We start from the raw sequence: 25,594 nt of genomic DNA, 5'->3' as shown, positions 1-25,594 counted from the left end.
GACTGACAATTTGAACGTATTCGCTGAAGTGAATGACACCATCATGAACGTGTTGGACTTGCAATATCATGACTTTGACAAAATTAAGGTCACAGAATTTGTAAGAGATGTTGAAAGTGAGTTGTACAACAACATGATTGACTACAATCCCAAGATAATCAAGAGTCAAATCAATATGGTTATGCAACGAGAAAATTTTGTGAAAAAAGCTGTTACAGTTCATTCAAAAACATTTAGAGCGTACGTAAAATCTAACAATTAAAATTACAAAATATTTTTTCTTCAAAGTTGTTATGTTAACCAAATTACAAAATTGATGTAATTTTGCTAAAAAAATGTAATTGATTAAAACCTATGTGTATCAATCATTACAGCAGTCAAAATTACAAAATTACATTAACTATATATAAAATATATATATATTATTATACGAAGTTAAAGCACATATTGTGTTACTGAAAAACGTAACCGGAAAAACAGGAGATAAAAAATGTTGCAAGATGAAAAAGATAAAAACACTAAGTTAAACCAAGTTGCATTGACAGCTACTTATGATGCAATTCAAATCAAAAACGGTTCAGTTAAGATGACTGTTGAATTTGATCTAAAAAAGAATGCGCATCTATTGGAAAAGCTTTCAAATGAGAGCGGTAATCCAGTGATGTTAGGAATTGCGTTCCAACAACAAGAGATGGACGTTTAATAACGAGTAGCAGGGTGGGCGGAGGCATAGAAAGTGTGATGAGATGGAATTCAATATGGTAATGAAAATTTATTCTGCCGAATTTGAATATGAAAGAGGAAAAATAGATCTTCGATATGAAAGTTTGATTTATGAGGGGCTGATGCCAAATAATCAACGAATTGCGGAATGGAGCGAATAGTTATGCGAGAGATTAAGTTTAGAGCGTGGGATAAAGAAAGCGGTGTTTGGTTAGATGATGACGAATACGTCATTAAACCTGTTAGTGGATTAGTTTCAGAAATTGACTATGCAGATGGTTATGTAGTTATAGCCGCAGATAATCATGACGCAATTCTTGAAGAGTTTACAGGTCTCAAAGACAAAAACGGCGTTGAAATTTATGAAAATGACATCATCAAAAGTAGTGGAGATAATGTGGAAGTCGTTATCTATATTGATGGCAGATTTGAACCTGTTTGTTGGTATGACGAGAAAACTTATGAAGTCGTTGGTAACGTACATCAAAACGCAGATTTATTAGCTGCCGACATTGAACGCATGATTCCTGATGACATCGGCAATGATATTCATGAGTTTTTACACGGAGGAGATGAGTGATGAAAATATCTAATGTATCTCTCGAAAAGTTTGGTACTCAAATTGATGAATTTTTCAGAGACAGAGATTTCACAACGGTAACTTATAACAATGACGGAACTGTCGATATTAGTTATTTTGGAAATATGATGACTTTGGATCCAGAACAGGTTGAGGAACGAAACAACATTATGATTTTAATGGGCAAGGTCAACGATGATTGAAATAGGACACAACTTACAGCATGCGGTTGAGTTTGGCATGTTATTGTCAGCAATGGTCACAGCGTTGCATATCGTGATGAAATTTATAACAGAAACGCGATCTCACTATAAGTGATTTATGTAGACAAGTATCAATATTTGTATCGTTATACCGAAAATAGAAATTACTTTCGTGCCACGGCTATGTATTAAAAAGCCAATCAGAAGAGTGATCAACAATAGAAAAATCATAAAGTAAATTAAAGCGTGAAGTAGTAATAAGGTCATAGCACATCCTAACGTTTTTAATATTATAACATGTAGAAAGAAGAGCGAAAATTGGCGGATAGAGTTGATACACCTGTATTAGATATGACTGCCGGAAGTCGGATGATGTGGTTTGATAAGCAAAACAATCGTGCGACATTTGTCGATAAGCGACAGTTACATGAAAAATTATCATCAGGTCACGTGATTGATGTTGAACCTGATGTATTAGCAGATTGGACGTTAGGACTACCATTTGATAACGAAACGTTCAACTTAGTACTATTTGACCCACCACATTTAATCCATGCTGGTGATAATAGTTGGTTGGCCAAAAAATATGGAACACTCAATGCGGATAATTGGCAAGAAATAATCAAACTAGGCTTTGATGAGGGCATGCGAGTGCTTAAACAGAACGGAACACTGATATTCAAGTGGAATCATAGTCAAATACCATTGCGAGAAATATTATATGTCATTGGTGTTGAACCGTTATTTGGTCAAAAACGTCAGAAAACACATTGGCTAGTATTTATGAAGGAGTAAAGAGTTGAATTATGACCGTAAAAGAACAATTAAAAACGTGTCAAGTTTCTTCGGTGATCCAACCGCTATCAATAGTTCAAGTGAATTTAAGGACTTGATAGACTTGGCACATCTCACAAGTAATGACTTGATGTATCATTCGCCAGTTATATCTGACATGCCAAAAGCCACTTCTTTTGGTAATCACACCGAAGACGCAACGATACGCCTGATGGAAAAAATGTCGGAATCAGAAATAGCAAAGTGGAAAATACAGTGTATTCTTCGTGCTATCAGGAACATGGACAGACGGTTTGGAGACTTATTGTTCAACCGACACTTTAGAAACATGACATTTGATGAACTAGCTGATTTAACTGGCTATTCAAGTGCCAACCTGAGTAAATTACTCAATACTGCATATTTAAAACTAGCATTATGGACGACTGATGAACTAGATTTGATAGTTTCAGTAGATGATTAGTAGAGATTGAGTATAAACACAGTGAACAAAAATTAGTTATATTGTTAGTATCAAATAATAAAGAAAAGGTAGGTCAAGCAACATGGACGCAATGGTATTAGAAACACAAGAGTGGTTAAACAAGACATATGGATCTGTGACTAATTACACAAATGTCCCTCAAAATGGTCAAACTGGATGGGCAACCATTTACGGTCTCATTCAAGGATTGCAACATGAATTAGGAATAACCATTAGAGAGGGAGCACCAGCCTTTGGTGATGCTACGGCCGCCGCCTATGATGAACAAGTTGTTCCAAAATTAAAAAATGGGTATAAGAGTAATATTGTTTATTTAATTCAAGGTGCATTTTGGGCAAAGGGAATTAATCCTGGATCATTTACTGGGGTGTATTCAGATGACACAACCGCAGCTATAGAATCCCTGCAATCGGATGCAGGCATCCCAACAACAGGCGTTCTGAATTCAGAATTAGCGCAAGCATTGTTTGATATGAGTGCTTTTGTGTTGGTAAGTGGAGGTGATAGTGATGTCAGAAAAATGCAACAATACCTAAACGCTAACTATCGTCAATATACTGGTATTTTACCGGCAGATGGCATCTATCAACGAGCTACAAATACCGCGCTTATTTATGGTGTTCAGGCAGAGCTGGGATTGGGTAGTATCGCTAATGGTTTTTGGGGCCCAACCACTATTGCCACCTATCGTTCCGCTTTCAATAGTGGATTGAGTCAACGTGTTATTCAACTAGTTCAATACGCCTTATATGTCAATATGAAAGAATATTTGACTAAAAAGGGCGGGGGACAAGTAACATTTAACGGTAATTTAGATGCAGCAACTCAAAATGTTTTGTCTGAATTTCAGAGTTTCATGGTTTTGGAGCCGGTAAAAGCTGGACAGCCAGATAGCACCACGATGTATTCACTGATGTTATCAAGTGGTAGCCCAGCAAGAAACTTCTTTGGGATAGACACGTCTTATCAATTAGACAATGCGATGATTAAAGCGCTTGTTGATTACGAAGTGAATTATGTTGGCCGTTATCTAACAGGTAGCGTAGGCGTTGGCGATAGCCAGCGTAACAAGAATTTGACTCGTACAGAAGCTCAAAATATTCTTGATGCAGGGCTCAAACTCGTACCAATTTATCAAGACAACAATCCTCACTTGACGTATTTTGATTATGATCAAGGTATGAAAGATGCTAAGCTAGCTGTTTCAGCGGCACTTAATATTGGCATTCCAAATGGTCATACAATCTATTTTGCGGTTGATATGGATATGACAGATGATGAAATTACCTCGGCAGCCATTCCCTATTTTAATGGTGTAGCTGCTGGAATTAGTCATTACAATATTGGTGTATATGGTACGCGAAACGTTAGTTCACGAGTTTCACAATCAGTAAGCTCTGTTAAGTTTAGTTATGTTTCAAATATGTCGACCGGATATTCAGGTAACTTAGGATTTTCGCAGCCCATTAATTGGGCCTTTGATCAATTCTTTGAGGATGATAATGGTGTTGGCACACTACCTGCTTTAGATCGAGTGGCGGTGTCACATCGTGACGAAGGCGTCAATCAGTTGTCAGATAGTGTCCAGCATGATTGGGTTGACGATACAAATTGGACAGAGATTAAAAACTGGATTACAAGTGGTAAACTTGTTTATAATGGTAAGCCGTACACTTGGCCAGGCAGTAACGGTTTGTTGAGAATTGATGTATCTTACCAAGCCGCATTATCAGTTGGTAACTTACCATTTCTAGCACCAACTGTTGAAATTAAAAATGGTAAAATTGATTCATCACTTTTGAACTATTTAATTGCAGAAAGTGGACCAATTAATGGGTTTGTGATTTCTGGTACATTAGATAGCTTGGACTTTGGCATCGAAACAGGATATCTAACACTCAGTATGGATCCAGCAGCTAGCTTTTCACAAAATCAGCCGGGAGGGCATGTACGAGTTGAAGTAACTGGACAAGATCCTAGAGCGGAAAAACAAGAAGGAACAGTCGATTCAGCCATAATCTTTGATATTTATATCAACAATTCACCTTTAGCATTTGCAGCAGTAGCTAAGTGGACTGCTGAAGATGAGAAAAAATTCCAAGAAGGTTTGGAAACGAACATTAAAGTTACATTTGGAATATTTGCATTAATTGGGGTTGCGAGACTTGCTCCTGGCCTCTTAGATTTAGTTGCAGAAACCGGAGCAGGCATAGTTGGAATTGTTAAGACGGTGTTCAGCTTCTTAAAACCAATACTTAAACCATAAAATGGTAGTAGCGTGTATAATTAAACTAATTTATTTTTTAAAAAATTATGAATTTAGGGTAAAACTATGTTGAAAGAATATCAAATTGAGCGGAAAAATCATTACAATAAAATGAGTAGTAGCAGGGTTCTAGGCGAAATGAAGACAGAAGATGTCGTGTTTGGAACTATTGGCGGTGTTTGTTTTTTAATCGAATGGGAATTAAATAATAGCCATTTAATTCGTTTTTTGTGCGTTGTTGCCGCTCTTTTGATTTTTACGAGTATAACAAGTTCAGCTAACCGTTTGCATAAAAATCTGAAAATATTATCAAAAGATGTTACACGACATAATTTAGCGTCTCGTGAACGAAATTTAATTGGAAAGTTTTTATCAGAGGTAATATACCCGCGAGGGGAAGTGTCACGTAGTATTCTTGGAGTATATGAAACTGACTATGCAATTTTGATAGAGTTTACATCTAACAAACGAAAACAATATCAGCCTACAGTAGCAATTTTGAATAAAAATACAAGTGAGTGGCAACAGCTTAAACAGTCTAATAGAGCGATGAAAGCGCTCAATCAAATCAAATTAATTGATGCTGCCAATAGAAAACGGCTCAGGCGCTATTGGACTGTGAGTCAGCTTTTCTATATTGATAAAACCACGAAAGTAACACCACAAGTAAATGATGAGATATCTGAATAAGCGATTTATTGAACACTTCGGGCTAGTAAAAAAGCTAGACCGAAGTGTTGTACATACATGTGCTGCACCTTAACGGGTGCTTTTTTATTGAAATTAACCTTTTTGCAATGTATTAAACAAATAGCGTAGAATAGTACGTGTAAAGTTCTAGATTAGAGGGAGATATTTTATGTCAGATGAATTTTTTAATAAGTTGCGTCTTACAATAGGCTTTGATGGTTTGATTTCAACTATAATTGGTGCTTTGATCGTTTTTTTGCCTAATCGTAGTGCTAGAGCAGCCGCTGGAATGATTGGTGCTGTTTTAATCGCTGTTGGACTGTTCAAGTTACTAGCTGTATTCAAACGTGATGCAGAAAATGGCATGGCAAGATTAGGAAGCTTGATCGTGTCGATTATCTATCTTGTTGCTGGTATTTTCATTTTTATCGACATGCAATCAGCAGCTATTTCGTTAATCCTGGTTGTTGGTATATTAACAGGTATGACATGGTTAATTGAAGGCTTCATTCAAATCACAATCATCAACAAAATTAGTACGAATAAGACATGGTCAATTATTTCTGCATTGATTAGTATTTTGGGAGGATTAAGCCTTCTGTTCAGTCCGGTATTAGGTGGTTTGATTGTCTGGACGTTCTTTGGAATGGCATTGTTGGTTATTGGTATTTTCAAGTTAATCCAATACTTTACTTTGAAAAATTAATAGGTATTTGAAACCGCTAGTTAGTTAAATCTAACGGCGGTTTTTGTTTGGAGAAAACTATGAAAGAATCAACGCAAACAATTGAAAAGCGTAAACAACATTTGCGAGACAACAGTGCTGTGAATAGAAAACACGCTGAGATGATGAAGTCACAGAGTGCTGATCGCAAGCAGCGGTCACGTTTACAAGCTAGGGCTGAGATTATGGACAACAAGAATATTGATTACAAGAGATACATGTCGTGGTTAAGTTAGTTGCCAAGTGGCACGTTTAGGAGAATATCTTGATGATTACTGGTATGATAGTCTTTAATTATTATTGAGAGAAAAGTAGGTAAGGGATATGAGTGAAACAGCATCTAACGGGTCAGTATTATTAGGTGGAGCAATTATTTTAGGCGTCTTGATTATTATTGGTGGAATTCTATATCATTTCTTGAAGAAATAATTTCTAATCCAACCCACGTCTCTCTAGTAGTATAATTACGCTATTGGAGGTTGGAGATGAGACGAAAACGTATAATTGCTATCTACACAGGGATAATAGCAGCCGTAGCTTTATTGGCAACAGACCATTTAGGTCTTGATTTAGGTAAGTCAATGTTCATTGTAGTTGTTGCCGTGATTGTTGGTAGTGTCTTAATGGAAAAGTTTATAAAGTAGTCAAGCGCACAAGCGCTTTTTATTTTGCAGTGAATGAGGAGAACGTTATGCAACAACGACACCCAAGGTATAAACAATTAAGAACAGCTGACCGTGAAATGTATTTGCACAATAAACATAAGGCAGAAGGTGTTTGGAATGCAATAAATAATGTGATGACAGGTATTAACAAAGCAATCAGTGTAGTGGGCAATCGGATAAGTAGTGCGTTAGGAATTGACAAACAAATGTCTGCGCCTGATGTTGAATACGATAAGTTTGAGATTAAAGACATTGCAACGGATATGTTTAGAAACAATGCAGGAATTATGAAAGGACAAAGTTATGACACAATACATTAAAAAAGTAAACAAAATTGAAGCTATTAAAAACAGAGGGAACGTCTTAACTGATGTTATCCCCTTTTTAAATGAGCGTGTTATTCCTTATGAATATACATCATCTTTTTTGCGAGGTGAAAAAATTGGAATCATTAAAGATGGGGATAGTTATGAAAAGGAAGAGTATACACCTTTCAAATCTGGTGAATACTTGGTAATCAATAAAGGTGCTATCTCGATTATGAGTGCCGAAGACTTTGAATCTAAGTATCAAGAAGATGATGGTGTTGTTAGAAAACCTATTGACAATCAAATATCCACTAACATCACTTTAGATACCACGAAAGCAAAACAATCATTTGATTTGTTGGCTTATACTGTTAAACGAATTAAAGATGGCGAACACAAAGCAAAACAGCCACACGTTCGTATTGAGTTTGATGATATCCGTGATGTTCCAAAGGTATGGGTAGATGGTGAGTTGATTGGTGGAGTTCATGACAAACCATTAGTTAGTCTTAAAGTTGATTGGAACACTGACACAGCGGTTGAAGGTCACAAAGAGTTTGACATTAACTATCTTGATTTAAGTGATGGAAGTTTACAACGCAAGGGATTCCATCAACGCACAATGATATGAGAGTCAGACGTTGCAAAGCTAATGGTTGCTTCAATATGGTTGAGTTGCCTAAACATTACTGTGCTAAACATGCAGAGCAAGAACGTGTGTATGTTCCTAGAGATAAGCAAGCAACGCACAGATACAATACAGTGACACGTAACCGTGACGACAACAAGCGCGGTCAGTATAACTTCTATCGGACAAAGCAATGGGTTAACCTGAGGCAGCGAGTGTTAGATGAACAACATTACTTGTGTCAATACTGTAAGTGTGATGGTGTAGTCAAGCAAGGTAAGACAGTAGATCACATCGTACCAGTTGAAGCATCTCCAAATGATAAGGCAGACATGACTAATCTAGCTGTGATATGTAGTAGGTGTCACACGTTAAAGACCAAGTGGGAACAATCCTATTATGGTACAGGCAAAGACAATCAGTTGAAGCATGTCAGTCCTGTTAGAAGTGTAGCTATGATTAATAAGTTGATGAAAGGATAGAACATGAAAGCAAACAGTGCATTGATTAATCGAAAACGTATTTTAAGCTCTAAAAGAATACCTGAATATATAACTATTTTACGTGTCGACGGTACGAAACAAATTGTTAAATTGCAACGATAAAATCGTTTCTAAGACGTTTTAAATCGCTCAAGTGTATTGATACCAAACAAAGTTTAAAATGCAAAATACCCCCGCCCTATTCGAGCAGACAAGAGAGCGCACACATATCGTCATCTTGTAAAAATGTTCAATTTTTAAAATTTTAAGGTAGGGGGGGCTTGACAAGAAAGGAGGTGGTTAAGCGTTGGTAAAAAAAGTTGATAAAGATTTTAACGGCGGGCGTTTAACAATTACACCTCCTGCCTACTTAGGACAGCAAGCGAAGGTGATTTGGCGTAAAGTTGTGCCTTTTTTAGAAACACAAAGTAGCGTCAATCGCATTGATTCTGGTTTAGTAGAAATGTATTGTACCCAATATGAAATTTATAGAAATGCTTACAAACATGTGCGAGAAAACGGAGAAGTACAAGCAATTTATAAACCTGTTCAAGATTTTAAGGGTACAGTAATCGACAAAACGTTTCAGGGGTACAAACGTAATCCTATGACAAATATTTATAGCGATTCCTTAAAGAACTTAGCAAAGATAGGGTCAGAATTAGGCCTATCACCAAAGAGTCGGTCTGAATTAATGGAATTAAGTGGGAATGACGATAGTGATGAAAGTTCAACATCCCAAATGAAGGAGTTCTTTGCTGATGAAGAAGATTGATTTAACAATAAGCCATGATGTTATCGGCGTCTATCATTCACTTGATTTCTCAGACATAAGGATGCGCTACCACGATGAGGGAACGCAATATGCTTTTGATGTCTTAGATGAAAAAATTGAACAAGGCTACTTTATTAAGTTAGCAGCATTTAGACATTTACGTGACTTACAAAGGCAAGGGGATGATGATTTTAAATTTCATTATTCTGTTAAGCAAGCCAAAAACATTCTTAAATTCGCAAGCATTTGCCCTAATGTTGATACAGGCGAACCTACAGAGTTAATGGATTGGCAAAAGTTTATCTTAGCTCAAATGATAGGTTGGCGAAACGAAGATGGCGGTAAAAGATACAGCCGTGTGATTGTTTCTGTTTCTCGTGGCCAAGGTAAAACATATATGATGGCCATCGTTCAAACATATTCATTCTTGGTAGAAACTATTGGACTTGAAAACCAAGACTTCTTAGTTGCTTCAATTAATTTTAAGCAAACCAATAAATTGTTTGGATACATTAAGAGTATGATGCAGAAATTAATCATCAAACCACCGTTCAAAACCTATGCAGAAGAAGTTGGCTTAATGATACAAACTGATCAGATTATCATGAAGAAAAAGAACAATGTAATGCGTGCTATTTCTCATGAATCAGGCCAGTATGATAGTTTCCATTTCACTACAGCGATTGTTGATGAAATAGGCGAAATCAAAAGTCGTGATAAGATATCTAAAATCATATCAGGACAGGTCAAGGTTAAAAATCGTCAATTTATTCAAATATCAACCTCATACCCAGACCCGACCGTTCCATTTCATGAAGACCAAAAGATGATTCAACAGGCCATGGAACAGGATTGGAATAGAGATGCTGATAGTTATCTGGGGTTGATATGGGCTAATGATAGTCTTGACGAAACATTTAAGCCTGAAACTTGGATAAAAAGTAATCCGTTGCTTAATTTGGAAAGCGAAAAAGATGTTTTAATGCAGGGATTAGTTGATAAAAGAGACAGCGATTTGTTAGCTGGAACCATCAGTGACTTCCAGAATAAAAATCTTAACATGTGGTTACAAGAATCAACGAATAGCTTTTTAAAGTTATCAGATGTTGAACGTGCAATTACCACTAGTTTTGAAACTTATGGGAAGCAGGTTTACATAGGCTACGATTACTCAATGTTTAGTGACAATACAGCTATCGCATTTGTTTATCCATACCTAGATAGTAATGGTGACAAACGCTGGCACGTAGAACAACATTCGTTTATTCCTTGGGAAAAAGCAGGTAGTATTGAAGCTAAAGAAAAGCAAGATGGTATTAATTACCGTGAGTTAGCTAAGAAAGGGTATTGCACAATAACGTCACACCCACAAGGGCTAATAAATGATGATCAGGTTTATCAATGGCTATTAAATTATGTAGAAGACAACGCTTTAGAGGTTGTCTTTTTTGGTTATGACGCATGGGGTGCAACTCCGGCGATTAAGCAACTTGAATTAAATACGTCTTGGAACTTGATGGCTATTAGACAGCGGACTAGTGAATTAAAAGACCCCACAAAGTTCTTACAGTCTGCCTTTGTTGAGAGTTCAATTACACGACTTGATGACAAAATCATGGAAAAAGCGTTGTTGAATGCACAGATAATTGAAGACAAAATAGGCATTCAAGTTGATAAAGCAAAAGCAACGCTCAAAATTGATGTTGTTGATGCTATTATTGATGCCTTATATCAGGGGATGATACATTTTGAAGATTATTCAGATGTGAATGACCCTGAAAAGCAGATTGAACGAATGACACCACAACAGAAACTAGACTGGCTACTTAGTGATGAAGCCGGATTGATGGGAGATGAACTATGATTTTTAAACAACTATTGCCGTTTATTTGGCGAATATTTGACTTGCTATGTTATTTAGCAGCTTTAATTACAATTAATTGGGCAATGTTTAGCTTAAACCAAATAGCGGGTGGTGTTACTTTAGCTGTTTCATTTGCTGTTACTGGATTAGTTAGTGAATTGATTGCCAATAACACACCGAAAGGGGGTGATTGATATTGCCATTATTTAGCCCACGCTTTACAAACAGCTTAGATGTGGGTGGTGGTAACGAAATTAATTTTGATGATCCAGAAATTGTGAATTTTTTAAATCCGGTAGGTAAAGATGATTACGTGAGTGCAGACGTTGCGTTGCGTAATTCAGACATTTACTCTACCGTTTTTCAATTAAGCGCAGACTTAGCTTCATCAAAGTTGATTACTGATAATTCGCAGAATCAGAGTATGTTGAATAACCCAACGACTTGGACGAACGGACATAGCTTTTGGCAAGCGGTATATGCTCAACTATTGTTGGGCGGTGAAGCCTTTATTTATCGTTGGCGTAATCGAAACGGTATAGATATCAGATGGGAATATTTAAGGCCTAGTCAGGTTAGTGTATTCCCGTTAGATGACTACTCCGGATTGTACTACAACGTTACGTTCGATTCACCGTTAGTTGGTATTAAACAAAGCATACCATCAGGAGATATGATTCATTTTAGATTGCTAAGCCAAAACGGCGGCGCAACTGGTATTAGCCCGTTGCGGTCATTAGCTAGTGAGTTGAAAATTAAAGACTCATCTAACAAATTGACTATCAATGCTTTAGCAAAATCGGTCTTAACGCCTGGTATTTTAGAAACAGACGGCGGTGGCTTACTGAATGCTAAACAAAAGTCAGCTCGTTCAAGGCAATTTATGAATCAAGTTAACAATTCCAATGGTGGGCCAATCGTAATTGATAAATTAGAGACGTATACACCACTTGAAATTAAAGGCGATGTTTCAAAGCTACTTGCTCAAACAGATTGGACTTCCAAACAAATTGCAAAAGCCTATGGTATACCTGATTCAGTTTTGAATGGACAAGGCGACCAACAAAGCTCGTTGAAAATGATAGGTGGTGACTACGCCAAAGCCCTAATGAGGTTTGGACGTTCAATTACCAGCGAATTATCAAATAAGCAATCATCTTCGGTTGATATCGACATTAAGCCGGCTATCGACCCAGTAAATGATGATTACACAACCAACATCAACGCATTTAAGCAAAGTCAACTACTCTCATCAGGCGAGAGTAAGTGGCTACTCAAGAAGACAGGATATCTACCGCCTGATATGCCGGATATTCCTGAAACAAATACAGAAAGGAGTGAAGATAGTGACCAAAACAATTGATATTAAGGGCACCGTTGTTGATGACGATACGGCTGCGTTTTATAGTTTCTTTGGTATTCCTAGCGCTTCACCGAGTGCTGTTTCTCAAATTCTTAATGATGACGATGATCCTGAAAATCCTGATACAGATGTTCAAGTTAACATTGCTTCAAATGGTGGAGACGTCTTTGCTGCAAGTGAAATATTTACATTGTTAAAGTCGGCTAACGCTAATGTGACGGTGAATATTCAAGGATTAGCCGCCAGTGCTGCAAGTGTCATTGCAATGGCTGGTGATACGGTTAAAATATCACCAACAGCTCAAATTATGATTCATCAAGCCGCTAGTTATGGGAGCGGTGGTTTTGGAGGCAACAAAGATGACCTAGCCAATGAAATAGCCGATTTATCACATGAAATAGATGTACTAGACGGCATTGATAAGTCCATTGCTAATGCCTATGAATCAAAAACAGGCATGCCACAAGGTGATTTGCTCAATATGATGGCTAAAGAAACGTGGATTGGTGCACAAGAAGCAGTTGACAAAGGTTTTGCTGATGAAATCATGTTTGTTGATGAAAAACAGGCAGCTTTCTCAAACGCAGCAGCCAATATTGTTCCTAAATCAGCCGTTAACAAGCTATTAAACTTGTTGAACAAGTCCGAAAAGACTAAAAAACTAGAAAATACTACTAACGAAAGTCAACCTACGGACGCCCTAAAGCAAAGTAAGTTGGCTATTTTATTGGGAAAAGAAAAGGAGAAATAACCAATATGGCAGTAAATATTAACGATTTGAACGAAAAATGGGTGAATTTGGGACAAAAAGTATCTGATTTGCAAAACAAAGCACAGCTCATGGTTGATGATGATGATACTTCTGCGGAAGATGTTGCCGAAATCCAAACAAAGATTACAAATGCGATCGCTAAGCGTGACTTAGCACACGAAAACTTGGTACAAGCGCAAGCTGAAAATATTGTCGATGATGATGTCGAGCCAGCTGCCGAGTTGACACCAAAAGAAAACGACTTGAAGAAAAAGTTTGTTGATACATTCAAGGGAATGATTAAAGGTGTACCAACTGTTGTTAATCAAATTGATTCAAGCACTGATGCAAACGGTAACGCTATTGGCTTGACAATTCCGCAAGATATCCAAACGGCTATTCACACGCTTGTTCGTCAATATGACGCTTTGGAACAATACGTCAACGTTGAATCAGTATCAACCTTGTCAGGTTCACGTGTTTATGAAAAGTGGTCTGATGTTACACCTTTGGCTAACTTGGATGCAGATGATGCAACTATTGGTGACAATGATGACCCTAAGTTGGCAATCGTTAAGTACTTAATCAAGCGCTATGCTGGTATCTCAACAGTTACTAACACATTGCTTAACGATACTGCTGAAAACATCTTAGCATGGCTATCATCATGGATTGCTAAAAAGGTAGTAGTTACGCGTAACCAAGCCATCATTACTGCAATGAATGCTGTTCCTAAAAAACCAACTGTTGCTAAGTTTGATGATATCAAAGACATTGTGTATACATCGGTTGACCCAGCGATTGCCACTACATCGTTCTTCCTTACAAACGTGTCAGGTTTGGCAGTTCTAGCTAAGGTTAAAGACGCCGTGGGTAACTATTTGTTGCAACCTAATCCAACACAACCAGATGTCAAGCAAATTGATGGTAAGAACATTGTTGTTGTAGCAGACCGTTGGTTGCCATCGGCAGGAACTGCATCAGCTCCAGTTTATCCTTTGTACTTTGGTGACTTGAAGCAGGCGGTAACGTTGTTTGACCGACAACAAATGTCTTTGTTGTCAACGAACATTGGTGCCGGTGCTTTTGAAAAGGACTTGACCAAGATTCGTGTGATTGATCGCTTTGATGTTGAAGCAACAGATACGGAAGCGTTTGTTGCCGGTTCATTCACCGCCATTGCTGACCAAACAGCCAACTTTGCGGCTGCTGCGGCTGGCAAGTAATTAAACTTACTCGCTTAGGAAATAAACAGTACACGAAAGTGAGCGGGTAATAACAGGTAACAGTCATTAACTTCGTATAATAATATATATATATTTATATATTGTTTTATGTAATTTTGTAATTTGAACGCGGGAAACTCATGTAGGAGTACGGAATAGGTCAATTACATTTTTTTGATGAAATTACACGATTTTTGTAATTTTGAAGATGTCTCTCATTTTCTCATTTAAAAAGTGTAATTTTATTACTGATTATAATGATTATATTTTACCCAGAAAGGAGGCAATTTTGACAGTAACTTTAGAAAATTTAAAGCTCTCGTTGCGAGTTGATTCTACGGCTGATGATGATTTGTTAAATGGATATATCTTAGCAGCAACTAACTACATTAAGAATGCTATTGGCACTGATGACCATAAGTTTTATGCTGATGTCAATATCTCTTCACTTGTAGATGTCGCTACCATCGCTTTGGCAAGTGGATATTATACCTTTAGGACCTCGCTGTCATTAGTTCAATCCTTTCCGGTTGACTTGGCCACTAATTCAATCATTGCCCAATTAAGAGGCAACTATGCCGATTATTTAGCAGATAAGGGGGTATTTGATGGCGATAAATCCACTTGAGTTTAATGAACGCGCTGAATTTGGCGTTGAGGGAACAATTGGTTACAATCCTAAGAACGGGAATCCGATTAAGGGTTTTGTATCATCGTTTTCAAGGTGGTTTGGTTATCGAACACAAAATTTAACGCAACAGTACACATTTGCTGGTAACAACAGCACTGAAACAATATTAATTGCTATTCGCCATGATGATTCAGTAGTTAAAACACTAAACGTTAAGATTAACGACACTGTTTATAGTATCTACAATATCAGTCCTGATAAGTCATTTGGTCGTGATACTGTTGACCTTATAACCTTACAAAAGGTGGTGAAGAATGGCTAATTTATCAGAACAACTTGATGAAATGTTGCAAGAAATAGGTGGTGTGGTTAACTTGACGATTGAGGAGCGTGAAGAAATCACACAAGCCGGTGCAGATGTGCTTGCTAAAAACCTAAAGCAAGCGACAAAAGACGCAGGTCACTACAACGCTAATCGTAAAGTTGGCGATATGACTCATCTTGCTGACAGTATTCAAATTGGAAAGCTAAAAGGGACAGTAACTGATGGTAGTTCTGCTGTTGGTTTTACTAAACCAGACGCCGACCATTCTCGTATTGCTAGATTTTTAAACGATGGGACACGATATATTAAAGGCGATAGCTTTATTGATAACGCTCGTGACAATTCTTCGGAAGAAGTGTTAAAAGCGCAATCAAAAGTCTTCAAACGAATCGTTGAAGGGAAAAGAGGTAGCTCATGACAGTAGTAATGGATGCCTTTAATTTAATAAAAAAACACGTGACTTGGGCTGACGGTATTTATCCTAAGTTAATCCCACAAGAGGCGCCTGCAAATCAGACGTCTCTTTTAGTTAGGGACGCATATAGCAGTTTGGGTAGTTATGGTGGTGATACTTTTAACACCGTTGCTCAAAATATTGTTATCCAAATCTACTATTCGGTTGATAGTGATTTAGATTATGACGATGTAGAAATTGAACTGATGAAGTTCTTAACTGCAAATGGCTATACGATCACTGACATTAAAGGTCGTCAGACTGACCCGGATACTGAACAGGATTATCAAACAATTCAAGTCACACGAAACAAAGTTATAAAGGAGAAATAAATATATGTCATTAGGTATTGCAGGAGCAAAAATAGCTCTGGTAGATAAAAACGGTATTGTGCTTACTGGTGCGAACGGTATTTTTAAGTATACTGACACAGCTACAACGGATAAGTTGGGGATTTTCGACATAACTGTTGACAATTCTTATGGTGTCGCTTCATTGGCACTTACCAACTTGGTTGGTTCTACAACAGATATCGCTGGAAACAACAAGATTGTTTACAAGGCAGCCGGTAAGGGATCAGCGCAAGCAGTATTAACTGTAAACGCACTGCCAAATGAAATTAAAATGGCTGCGCTCGGCATGCCGTCAGATGGTAAAGGTGGTTACACCATTACTGGTAAACAAAATTCAAACGTTCGTTTAGCTGTCCTAGCTGAATCATCAGAATCGTTTGACGAGACTAAGCCAGTGTATGTTGGAATGTACATGGGTAATGCTTCCGAAGCATCTGCAACTCTGACTTCTAACAGTGCAACAGAATCACGTACACAGGACGTTTTGACCATTGCACAATTAGAGCGTGGTAATGATGGCTTTGGTAAGTATTACTTTAGTTCTGCTTCAAAGTTTGATAACGCAGCTATGTTGGCTGATGTATTCAAGACAACAGCTACTACTACAACTGGTCAATAATCTTCACAAGTCGCTTAGGCGGCTTTTTATTATGTCTCAAAACGAGGCTCCAAAACTAAAATTATTATAGGAGAAAATACATGACTGTTAAAATCAGCGTTAAAGAAGAGCTTGGAATTTCAAAATTATTTGAGGTAAAAGAATCAAATAAGAATATTCGCAAAACATGGAAATTTCAGAAAGATATGGTGAGTGTAGAAATCGATAGTACAAAAAGAGAAAAAGCTCAAAAAGAAAAAGAAGCTGCTCGCAAAATTGCTATTGATGCTGGTGAAGAAGTTGAATCATCTGATGACGATGATGACATTGAAGCTTACGAACAGTCTATCGACAAAATGTTAGCTATTCAAGACAAGATGATTGCATACATTTCCGATATGTTGAATTTGCCCGATAAGTTATCTGAAAAACTAGATGATTTGGATTACGAAAAGACGCAGGAGCTTGCAATGCGAATTTCATCAGAAATTCTTCACATTAAAACTGAAAAAGCTAGTGAGGAAGAAACGGGTTTAGAAGCTTAATAGAAAGATACGACACCTTAGATACCGCTATTAAGGACTTTGATTATAACGAGCAAAAAGTGTTGTCTAACCTGCATATTATGCCCTCTCAATTTGAAGAAGAGGACTTTTACCGTTTAAACGAGGTTTTGAGCGCTCAAAGTCAAGAAGACAGACCAATGACAGGTTCACAGTTTATGGCTTCATTGGGTATCGACCCAGAAACGGCAGAACAATCTATTTAGAAAGGAGGACATTAAATGGCAAAGCAAATTGTTAATGAAATGGCTACCAACCTGACACTTGATTCTAAGAGTGCAGCGGCAGCGATTAAGCAATTAACGCAAGAAGTTAAGAGTGCTAGTGCTGAATCCAGAATCATGGAAAACCAGTACAAGGCAGCGGGTGATACACTAAATGCTTCAAAAGCCAAATATGAGGGCTTACAAACCACTATCGAAAAGCAAAAAGCTAAGGTAGATGATTTAAAGCAAGCTTTGGAAAACAACAACACGACCACTAAAAAAGGTCAAGAGTTGCAAACCTATTTGACTAATGAATTAGCTAAGGCAGAACGTCAATATGCTAGTTACAACGGTCAACTTGCTAAGGCAGAACAGGCTTATAAGTATCAAGAATCAGGCCTTGCTAAGCTGAATGACGAAGTTAAACACGGCAATGATCTAACAGACGCACGAGTACAAAAACTTGAAGCTGAGGGCAACAAAGAAGAAGCTCAAAAGGTTAAGCTTGATAACTTAAAGAGTTCCAACGAGAAGTACAATCAGATGTTAACCATTCAAAAGAATGAGTTAAACAAGCTATCTGAAAGTGGCGACAAGAACAGTGATGCCTATAAACGTCAACAATTACGTGTTGAACAGATGGGCGCAAAGGTCGCTGAAACTACTCGTGATATACAGCATTTTAATAACACGGAAGTGAAACCAAAAACAAGTGGTTTTACCAGCTTTAGAGGACAGATAGAGTCTTTAAACAGAAGTTTAGAGGGTACAAGAAGTCGATTTAAAGCAGTATTTATGGGAAACCTTGTTGCAACTGGTGTTACGAATGCTTTGGGTTCCATCAAGTCACACATTACTGGCGTGATTGACGCCGGCATTGAATATGATAAAGAAATGCAAAATATTCAGGTCGGTTTTGATAACTTCACTAGTGGCAATCAAAAGTTAGCGGGTGATTTATTAACTAATTTCAAAAGTGTTAAGGAAGAGTCTGGTTATGCTTCTGATACCGTAGCGCTGTTAACCAAGAAGACATACGGTTTAACACAAAATACAGATGGTGCAAAAAAACTATCTGATGCGTTTGTCAATCTCGGTCGTGCCACAGGTATGGGTGATGACAAATTAACCGGTTTAATTACAAAATTTAGTCAAGCAAATGCTTCTGGTGAAATTACAACTGGATCTATTACTAAGTTGAACAAACAGTTACCGGGATTCAGCGACGCTCTAGCGAAATCAATGAACGTCTCTAAAGATAAACTTTCGGAGCTGGCTTCGAGTGGTAAGCTGTCAATGCAAGATTTGGCTAAGGCAATAGAAACAATGTCTGACGCTAAGCCTAAAGGTCTTGATAACTACTACAAAACATTTGATGGTTTTACCAATCATTTTGAAGAACGATATAAAAGCTTATCTGGAAAAATAACAGAGGGCTTTTTTAGTCAGTCAAACACAATGTTGGCTGGGTTATCCAAATCATTAGACGGTTCTGATGTTGATAAATCATTTGATAGAATTGGACAGGCTGCTAATAAGTCTGTCAATACAGTTGTCAAAGCGTTTAGTGAATCATTCGGAAAATCTAAGACGAATCCTATTGCAGATATGGCTAATTTTACAGCCGATAGTATTCAGAAGTTGGGCGATTTTGTAGCGAAACATGCAGGCGATATTAAAAACTTCTTTGAGATGACAAAAGAATTTGGTGGAGCTGGCTTTGGTGTGATGAAATCCACACTAAAAGTTGCTTTACCATTGCTTGAAAAGTTAGGTAAATTCGCATCAGAACACCCAACGTCTTTCAAAATACTTGCAGGTTCCATCATTGGATTTGATGTAGCTCTAAAGGGAGCATTAGCAACAATGACAACTTTTGGCAAAGTCAGTGCTTTAGGTTCATTTGCAAAAGGTTTAGTGATTAAACCTCAAGTAGACGGAAAAGAGTCTGAAAGAGAATTGACATTGCTTGGCAAAACATTAACAACAACTGGCCGAGGAATAAAAAAAGGATTAGATTGGACGGCTGACATAGCAACCAAAGGTGCCTCAAAGAGTTTAGAACTTTTTAAGAAAGGTTTGAGCGCATCTAAGTCGGCAATTACTAAGGGATTAAAATTCACAGCTGAAATTGCGACTAAGGGTGCTTCAATAGCAATGGCTGGATTAGTTAAGACTGCGAAAGCGACAGGATCTGGAATTAAGTTAGCTTTTAATTTCTTGAAAGCTAATCCATTCATACTAATAATCACAGCTATTACAGCAGTAATTGCAGCTTTTGTGGAACTATATAAGCACAATAAAAAATTCAGAACTTTTGTTAATGGATTGGTTCAAGGTGCGCAAGACTTTTTCAAGGGTATCGGGAAATGGTTTGGTCAGGCTTGGAAAACTATGTCAAGTTTCTTCAGCAAGGTTTTGAACTTTGCTAAAAAGGACTGGAAAGAGTTACTACTACTGCTTGTTAATCCGTTTGCTGGTGCCTTTGCTTTAATCTACAAGCATAATGATAAGTTCAGAAAAGCAGTCAATCAGCTAGTTAAAGATGTTGTTAATTTCGTTAAAGGAATGGGCGAAAGAATTTCTAACATTGTTAGTGGCATTGTTAAGTGGTGGCAAGACAAGTGGAATGGGGTTTCAAATTTCTTTACTGGTATTTGGAAGTCAATTTCAAAAACAGGCAGCAATGCAATTAACGGCATTAGTAGTACTATATCAAGTGTTTTGGGTGGTATTGGTTCAACATGGCGCTCTGTTTGGGGTGGTTTAAGCAGTTTCTTTGGTGGTATTTGGAAAGATATTAAAGGCTTTGCACAAGATGGTATTAACGGCGTTTTGAGCGTTATTAACGCAGGCGTTGATGGTATTGATTCAGTATGGAAGTTCTTTACTGGACATGAGACATCTATTCATCATTTGAAGCCTGTTAAGTTTGAACAAGGTGGTATTGTTCAGCAACAATTGGCAATGGTCAATGATGGTGCGGGTGAACATTGGAAAGAACTGATTCAATTACCGAACGGCGAAATGAAAATGTCGCAACAGCGTAATGCAGTGATGGCGTTGCCTGTTGGTACACGTGTTTATAACGGAAAAGAAACTAAAGCGATCATGTCAATGGCTGGCATAGAGAAATACGCTAACGGTGGTGTTGTTGGTTCTGCGATTGACTGGACTAAAGGTGCTTTGTCTGACGTTGGCAGTTGGATAGGTGACAAGATGGACGCTATCACGAGTTTCTTAAAGAGTCCGTTATCAGCTGTTAAATCGCTGATTTCTAAGGCAACCAGTGGCATTGTTTCTGGTATGGGTAACTTTGGTCAACTCGCAACAGGAACATGGGACAAGTTATCCAATAGTGTGGCTGAATGGTTCACTAAAGGGTTAAAAAAAGTTCAAGACGAAGACGGTGGAAGTGGTAACGGTGCGCCATCTGGTTCAGGTGTCACACGTTGGACTGAACAAGTCAAAGAGGCACTGAAAGCTAACAACTTGAGCACCAGCTCTGATATGGTCAATAAAGTTCTCCGTCAGATTCAAACAGAATCAGGTGGTAATGAAAAGGCTGTGCAAGGTGGCTACACAGATGTGAATACAGTGAGTGGTGACTTAGCTAAAGGACTAATGCAGACAATCTCTGCTACTTTTAATGCTTATGCTTTCCCTGGTCACAAAAATATCTTCAATGGTTACGATAACTTGTTGGCGGCTTTGGCTTATGCTAAAAACCGCTATGGATCTAACCTATCTTATTTGGGACAAGGACACGGTTATGAAAACGGTGGCTTAATTACCAAAAATCAAATGGTTGAGGTTGGTGAGGGTGATAAATCAGAAATGATTATCCCCTTGTCCGGCATCAAGTCATCTCGTGGTTTTGAGTTACTTGGTAAGACGGCCGTAGCAATGGCTGCTCGTGATGGTGCTAGTTCATCAACTTCTAATGACAGCGAATTGTCATCACAATTAGCACAAAGTAACACGCTATTGGCAACGGTCACGCAGTTATTGGCAAGTATTTTGGGTGAAACTCAAAAAGGTAATGAACCGTTATCAACGACAGCATTAGATGGTTTATCGAAATCGATGGTTAATCGAGCAATTAGAAGTTATTAAAAACAGGAGGGCAAGATGCCAGAAATGTTTCAATTAACGAACGCCAAGCAGGAAAGTGTTGGCATCAATAATGATGTTTTGCGTTCTTATACTCCGACGGGTTTGGGTGTGCAATTTACAAACACATATAGTCAGTTGGAAAGTTATTTTAAAAATACTGATACTAAAGTAGCTCAAGGACAATTACAAGTAAATGTTTTGTTTGGCGATATTGAAAGTGATTCATATCAAACCTTTGCAGATTTTGCAGAATTCTTGGCCTACCAGCCATTGACGCTCACTTATACAACGGATTCAGGCACTTGGTATCGCGATGCTAAAGTAAATAGTTTGACTAAAACAGAAATCGGCGGCAGTACGATATTCGCCACAGACCGTTTAAACGAAATATTTACTTTAGATTTTATCAATCCATGGTATCAATTAAATACTTTGACCTCTACTAAATATGAATTGGATAGTAACTATGGGACTTATGGCAAGATATACGGTCAGGCTGCACAGGCAGGAGGTCGTAATTTTGCCTTGAAAACTTACTTACCATCGACAAATGATGGCACCAACACTAGCACAGAATCGTTTGACTTGTATGATCTATCAACTGATTTTGTTAATCTCGGTGCAGAATGTGTCATCTCGTTTGAGGTTATTGGTCAAAACGCTTCGGGGACTTTTGATGTTAGTTTGAGTTCCACCAGTACAGATGTTGTTTCTCAAACAATCATGAGTGCTCAAACTTTAAGTAAAAGCAAAACAAAGGTCGCATACAATTTTAATCTTACGGATAGAAATTACAAACACGTCACCATGACGCTACACAACGTGACCGGTCAAGTCATCGTTTCAAGATTAAAGATTGAAATGAACGATACAGCCACGCCGTGGGTAATCGCGCCAGAAGATAACTTTATTAAGCGAGTTAAGTCCGGTAACGTTTCAGCGTGGATTAACAGTAAGTTATCCAATATCGTCAGTGCAATTCAAACTCTTAATTTGAATACGATTACTTTGAACGTTAAATTGACCGCAGTTGATAAAAACGACTCTAAGCCAGTCGTTTCTGATGACGATTTAGCTGAGTTAGAGGCAGCCATTAAAGCGATACAAGGTTTTAGAGATGGCACTAGAATTATTTTGGAGCCTTATCCATATGTTAATCAAGGTGTGACACCAGAAACCGAATGGGTTCCTGATGACATGAATACTTGGTTCACTTACTGGGGCAATGCTGTGAATAAGGTAGCTGCGTTAGGAGAAAAATATCACGTCTATGCGATGTATGTTGCCTCTAACTTGGTTAATATGGAATCTTATACCTCAAAATGGGCGACTTTGATCACAAACACTAAAGCAATTTATAATGGTCAGATTGCTTATCGTACAAATTATTGGGTTACGGCTACTTGGGATAGTAGTACTCAGGCAGCTTATCAGAAAAAATTAAATAGTGGTATTTGGCAATACGTTGATATCATTGCCATAGCCGCTTATTTTGAATTAACGGATAAACAGAATCCAACTCTTTCAGATTTAGAGACATCCATCTTCAATGTGCCAAAATACAATCGTGGTCAGAACGTCTTCAACGAGGTTAAGGCTTTTTATGACAAATGGAAAAAACCAATTTTATTTGGTGAATTAGGCGTCCCTGATTTTTCAAGTGCTGCTAGTATTCCATGGAATTATGTTATGCCTGAGGGTGATACTCACTCATCGACTATTCAAGAGTACTGGTTTAATTGCTGGACGGATGTCTTTGGTGACCAACCATGGTTTTTGGGGTATTCTATTTTCTCTGTTGGTGATCCAAGTATTGGCTATTATGTTGAAACAGGTGGTGCGGCATCATATCTCAACCACGTTGATTTAGGGCAGACCGCGGTGGCTAATTTTCCAGAGTACAAATTTATGAATGATAACCTAGCACAAGGGACAGGCACACCAATGGTATTGATTGGTGATAATTCCGATATCAACGCCACAACGTTTTTGTATCAACTTGATAAGAAAGTGATGGGAAACACTGTGACGGTCTCGTTTGATGCTATCTTGTCAGACGATATGAGCTCATCATCAGCCCTTGCCTTACAACTTTACGATTATCCCTCTTGGGACGCTGTATCGGGTTATATCGGTGGTTTAACAAAAGGCGCTAATCACATTGTGGCACTGTATACATTCCCAGCTGACACCAACACTAGTCAAGCTGTCTTTTTACGTGGATCAGTCAATCATTATTTAGGAACGATTACCATTGAAAATGTAAAAGTTGAACTGGGAAAAGAGGAAACACCCTGGCAGAATAACGACAATGACGAGTCGGTTTTTTCGCATTTAGAACCGTATGTCTATTTGCCACAGAATGCAAATTCACTTGGTTTTACGGTGCAAAATGATTCGGTTTATTACGGAACGCAAAAAGGATCGCCGGTGCTAATCACAATTTATGGCCCGCTGAGTCAACCCTCATGGGACGTGATTCAAAACGGTGAGGTTTTTGCAAGTGACCGTTATTTCATCAACCTGAACGCCAACCAAAGGCTAGTTGTTAGCTCGATGCCAGATGATGAGTATGCGCGTATTTATGAAAATGATGGTTCATACCAGTCGGCGATTCCATACCAAGATAAAAACAGAACAAACTTTGTGACTTTACCAGTTGGCAATTCGTCTATCAGATTGAGTCTACCATCAAGTGTAACGGCAAAGTTGCAGTGGAAATTAGAGAGGCTGTTAGTATGATTGTTCAAGTCGATATTTTTAATTCACAATTTCAGCCAACTGAAACAACGTTTTGTTCAGATTTTTCGCTTAGCATGGATTACCTTTCTAATGAAACGTCAACTTTTTCATTAACAGGGGTGAAAATTGATTTACAAAGTTATGTGGCAATCAAAGTGAAAGGGTCAGGCAATAGTTTGTATTTTGGTTATGTTGATTCAATCGACACGACTACTGATAGCAATGTCATCACCGTCACGACAAAATATATTTATGGTCTACTAGATGGCGACATTATTGTGACTAATAAAAGCGGTAATAGTTATGAGTCACATCTTGTTAATCTGCTTAAAATGTTTATCAAGCAAAACAACGCCACTATATTTGATGCTGGTAGTATTGCCAGTACATCATCTACGCCTTATTCGGTCAGTGTTTCTGAAAATATCACAACGACGAGTTTTTTAACTTATTTGATCAGAGGTTTAAAGCTACACGCCGTTACATTTAAAGTTGATGGACTGGCAGTTAATAAAAGTACCGACATTCCGGTTTATCACCCTAATATTGTCGTGGGAAAATCGACACAGACGACGTTAAACTTGACTGACAAGGATAGTCATTTGGTTAACTGGTCAGTGCAAGACTCGCGTTTGAATCGCGGGTACACAAATTGTCTTAAAATTATTGATCAGGCTTCCAAAGATATGGAGGTCCCTAATGTGTTAGCAACGTATTACCTGACAACTGATGGTCAGGTCACTGCAACATTGAATGATAATGTAATTCAACCCTGCAAAGTTTCGGTTTATCTGTACGATAGTACACAAAGTGATAAGCCAAGCTATTTGTCAGTAGCACAAGGGTCATTGACTGGTAATAATTATAGCCATTTAATTCAGGTTGATATGACCGAGGGGCAAGAAAGCATAGATTTTGAGCATTTAATGATTGGAACATTAGCTAATATAAGGTATAAAGAAACCAGTTATCAAAGTATTTTGACCGGATTCACTTGTAGTGGAACGAGTCAGACAGTGACGTTGTTATTTGGAAATATTAGAAACAACTTAAAAGACTTATTAGAAGACATTTAAAGG

31 protein-coding genes are annotated in these 25,594 nt (G+C 37.9%); all 31 read left to right on the top strand.

Features of this window, described 5'->3' with window-relative positions; translation table 11 throughout:
- Positions 1-262 (top strand): hypothetical protein (locus IAE53_RS10605; RefSeq protein ID WP_200136431.1); only part of this gene is annotated, 262 nt, incomplete at its 5' end.
- 228 nt (positions 263-490) lie between these two features.
- Positions 491-703 (top strand): hypothetical protein, encoded by a 213-nt coding sequence (locus tag IAE53_RS10600; protein ID WP_200136432.1) that lies wholly within the window; start codon positions 491-493, stop codon positions 701-703.
- A 183-nt stretch (positions 704-886) separates the two neighbouring features.
- On the top strand, positions 887-1,303 hold the full coding sequence (locus tag IAE53_RS10595) for a YopX family protein (protein ID WP_200136433.1): 417 nt from the start codon (positions 887-889) through the stop codon (positions 1,301-1,303).
- A complete protein-coding gene (locus IAE53_RS10590; RefSeq protein WP_200136434.1) occupies positions 1,303-1,506 on the top strand; it encodes a hypothetical protein in 204 nt (67 codons plus the stop codon). The genes IAE53_RS10595 and IAE53_RS10590 overlap by 1 nt, the downstream gene beginning before the upstream one ends.
- On the top strand, positions 1,499-1,621 hold the full coding sequence (locus tag IAE53_RS11580) for a hypothetical protein (protein ID WP_255527381.1): 123 nt from the start codon (positions 1,499-1,501) through the stop codon (positions 1,619-1,621). The genes IAE53_RS10590 and IAE53_RS11580 overlap by 8 nt, the downstream gene beginning before the upstream one ends.
- A gap of 236 nt (positions 1,622-1,857) precedes the next feature.
- Positions 1,858-2,301 (top strand): SAM-dependent methyltransferase, encoded by a 444-nt coding sequence (locus IAE53_RS10585; protein ID WP_200136461.1) that lies wholly within the window; start codon positions 1,858-1,860, stop codon positions 2,299-2,301.
- Positions 2,302-2,305: 4 nt separating this feature from the next.
- The gene (locus tag IAE53_RS11445) at positions 2,306-2,764 is read left to right on the top strand and encodes a hypothetical protein (protein ID WP_233610744.1); all 459 of its coding nucleotides are present in this window, start codon (positions 2,306-2,308) and stop codon (positions 2,762-2,764) included.
- An 82-nt stretch (positions 2,765-2,846) separates the two neighbouring features.
- A complete protein-coding gene (locus tag IAE53_RS10575) occupies positions 2,847-5,051 on the top strand; it encodes a glycoside hydrolase domain-containing protein (RefSeq protein WP_234456359.1) in 2,205 nt (734 codons plus the stop codon).
- 66 nt (positions 5,052-5,117) lie between these two features.
- Positions 5,118-5,741, top strand: coding sequence for a hypothetical protein (locus IAE53_RS10570; protein WP_200136436.1), 624 nt, complete (start codon positions 5,118-5,120; stop codon positions 5,739-5,741).
- 169 nt (positions 5,742-5,910) lie between these two features.
- Positions 5,911-6,447, top strand: coding sequence for an HdeD family acid-resistance protein (locus tag IAE53_RS10565; RefSeq protein WP_200136437.1), 537 nt, complete (start codon positions 5,911-5,913; stop codon positions 6,445-6,447).
- 59 nt (positions 6,448-6,506) lie between these two features.
- Positions 6,507-6,701 (top strand): hypothetical protein, encoded by a 195-nt coding sequence (locus IAE53_RS10560; RefSeq protein WP_200136466.1) that lies wholly within the window; start codon positions 6,507-6,509, stop codon positions 6,699-6,701.
- Positions 6,702-6,950: 249 nt separating this feature from the next.
- Positions 6,951-7,109, top strand: a complete 159-nt coding sequence (locus tag IAE53_RS10555; RefSeq protein ID WP_200136438.1) for a hypothetical protein — start codon at positions 6,951-6,953, stop codon at positions 7,107-7,109.
- Positions 7,110-7,156: 47 nt separating this feature from the next.
- Positions 7,157-7,450 (top strand): hypothetical protein, encoded by a 294-nt coding sequence (locus IAE53_RS10550; RefSeq protein ID WP_200136439.1) that lies wholly within the window; start codon positions 7,157-7,159, stop codon positions 7,448-7,450.
- Positions 7,434-8,069: a hypothetical protein gene (locus IAE53_RS10545; protein ID WP_200136440.1), complete on the top strand. Its 636-nt coding sequence runs from the start codon at positions 7,434-7,436 to the stop codon at positions 8,067-8,069. The genes IAE53_RS10550 and IAE53_RS10545 overlap by 17 nt, the downstream gene beginning before the upstream one ends.
- Positions 8,070-8,104: 35 nt before the next feature.
- Positions 8,105-8,548 (top strand): HNH endonuclease, encoded by a 444-nt coding sequence (locus IAE53_RS10540; protein ID WP_200136462.1) that lies wholly within the window; start codon positions 8,105-8,107, stop codon positions 8,546-8,548.
- Between the two features lie 307 nt (positions 8,549-8,855).
- Complete coding sequence (locus IAE53_RS10535) at positions 8,856-9,323, top strand: phage terminase small subunit P27 family (RefSeq protein WP_200136441.1); 468 nt, start codon at positions 8,856-8,858, stop codon at positions 9,321-9,323.
- A complete protein-coding gene (locus IAE53_RS10530) occupies positions 9,310-11,187 on the top strand; it encodes a terminase large subunit (RefSeq protein ID WP_200136442.1) in 1,878 nt (625 codons plus the stop codon). Before IAE53_RS10535 ends, IAE53_RS10530 begins: the two co-directional genes overlap by 14 nt.
- Positions 11,184-11,381, top strand: coding sequence for a DUF1056 family protein (locus IAE53_RS10525; RefSeq protein ID WP_200136443.1), 198 nt, complete (start codon positions 11,184-11,186; stop codon positions 11,379-11,381). The genes IAE53_RS10530 and IAE53_RS10525 overlap by 4 nt, the downstream gene beginning before the upstream one ends.
- Before the next feature lie 2 nt (positions 11,382-11,383).
- On the top strand, positions 11,384-12,550 hold the full coding sequence (locus IAE53_RS10520; protein ID WP_200136444.1) for a phage portal protein: 1,167 nt from the start codon (positions 11,384-11,386) through the stop codon (positions 12,548-12,550).
- Positions 12,534-13,301 (top strand): head maturation protease, ClpP-related, encoded by a 768-nt coding sequence (locus tag IAE53_RS10515; RefSeq protein ID WP_200136445.1) that lies wholly within the window; start codon positions 12,534-12,536, stop codon positions 13,299-13,301. Before IAE53_RS10520 ends, IAE53_RS10515 begins: the two co-directional genes overlap by 17 nt.
- Before the next feature lie 5 nt (positions 13,302-13,306).
- Positions 13,307-14,527 carry a phage major capsid protein gene (locus IAE53_RS10510; RefSeq protein ID WP_200136446.1) on the top strand — a complete coding sequence of 407 codons (1,221 nt, stop codon included), beginning with the start codon at positions 13,307-13,309 and terminating at the stop codon, positions 14,525-14,527.
- A 289-nt stretch (positions 14,528-14,816) separates the two neighbouring features.
- Positions 14,817-15,155 (top strand): head-tail connector protein, encoded by a 339-nt coding sequence (locus IAE53_RS10505; protein ID WP_200136447.1) that lies wholly within the window; start codon positions 14,817-14,819, stop codon positions 15,153-15,155.
- The gene (locus tag IAE53_RS10500) at positions 15,136-15,480 is read left to right on the top strand and encodes a phage head closure protein (RefSeq protein WP_200136448.1); all 345 of its coding nucleotides are present in this window, start codon (positions 15,136-15,138) and stop codon (positions 15,478-15,480) included. The genes IAE53_RS10505 and IAE53_RS10500 overlap by 20 nt, the downstream gene beginning before the upstream one ends.
- Complete coding sequence (locus IAE53_RS10495; protein ID WP_200136449.1) at positions 15,473-15,901, top strand: HK97-gp10 family putative phage morphogenesis protein; 429 nt, start codon at positions 15,473-15,475, stop codon at positions 15,899-15,901. The genes IAE53_RS10500 and IAE53_RS10495 overlap by 8 nt, the downstream gene beginning before the upstream one ends.
- Positions 15,898-16,269, top strand: a complete 372-nt coding sequence (locus IAE53_RS10490; protein WP_200136450.1) for a DUF806 family protein — start codon at positions 15,898-15,900, stop codon at positions 16,267-16,269. The genes IAE53_RS10495 and IAE53_RS10490 overlap by 4 nt, the downstream gene beginning before the upstream one ends.
- Positions 16,270-16,273: 4 nt before the next feature.
- A complete protein-coding gene (locus tag IAE53_RS10485) occupies positions 16,274-16,909 on the top strand; it encodes a phage tail protein (protein ID WP_200136451.1) in 636 nt (211 codons plus the stop codon).
- Between the two features lie 80 nt (positions 16,910-16,989).
- Positions 16,990-17,433 carry a hypothetical protein gene (locus IAE53_RS10480; protein ID WP_200136452.1) on the top strand — a complete coding sequence of 148 codons (444 nt, stop codon included), beginning with the start codon at positions 16,990-16,992 and terminating at the stop codon, positions 17,431-17,433.
- Positions 17,434-17,513: 80 nt separating this feature from the next.
- On the top strand, positions 17,514-17,657 hold the full coding sequence (locus IAE53_RS10475) for a hypothetical protein (RefSeq protein WP_200136453.1): 144 nt from the start codon (positions 17,514-17,516) through the stop codon (positions 17,655-17,657).
- A 15-nt stretch (positions 17,658-17,672) separates the two neighbouring features.
- A complete protein-coding gene (locus IAE53_RS10470; RefSeq protein ID WP_233610745.1) occupies positions 17,673-21,773 on the top strand; it encodes a tape measure protein in 4,101 nt (1,366 codons plus the stop codon).
- 15 nt (positions 21,774-21,788) lie between these two features.
- Positions 21,789-24,515 carry a phage distal tail protein domain-containing protein gene (locus tag IAE53_RS10465; RefSeq protein WP_233610746.1) on the top strand — a complete coding sequence of 909 codons (2,727 nt, stop codon included), beginning with the start codon at positions 21,789-21,791 and terminating at the stop codon, positions 24,513-24,515.
- Positions 24,488-25,591 carry a hypothetical protein gene (locus tag IAE53_RS10460; protein ID WP_200136454.1) on the top strand — a complete coding sequence of 368 codons (1,104 nt, stop codon included), beginning with the start codon at positions 24,488-24,490 and terminating at the stop codon, positions 25,589-25,591. Before IAE53_RS10465 ends, IAE53_RS10460 begins: the two co-directional genes overlap by 28 nt.
- Positions 25,592-25,594: the final 3 nt, after the last annotated feature.

Source organism: Leuconostoc sp. S50, from assembly GCF_016624925.1.
Lineage (GTDB): Bacteria > Bacillota > Bacilli > Lactobacillales > Lactobacillaceae > Leuconostoc > Leuconostoc pseudomesenteroides.
The sequence above is the reverse complement of the archived record's forward strand: the minus strand, read 5'-3'. Positions and strand labels throughout refer to the sequence as shown.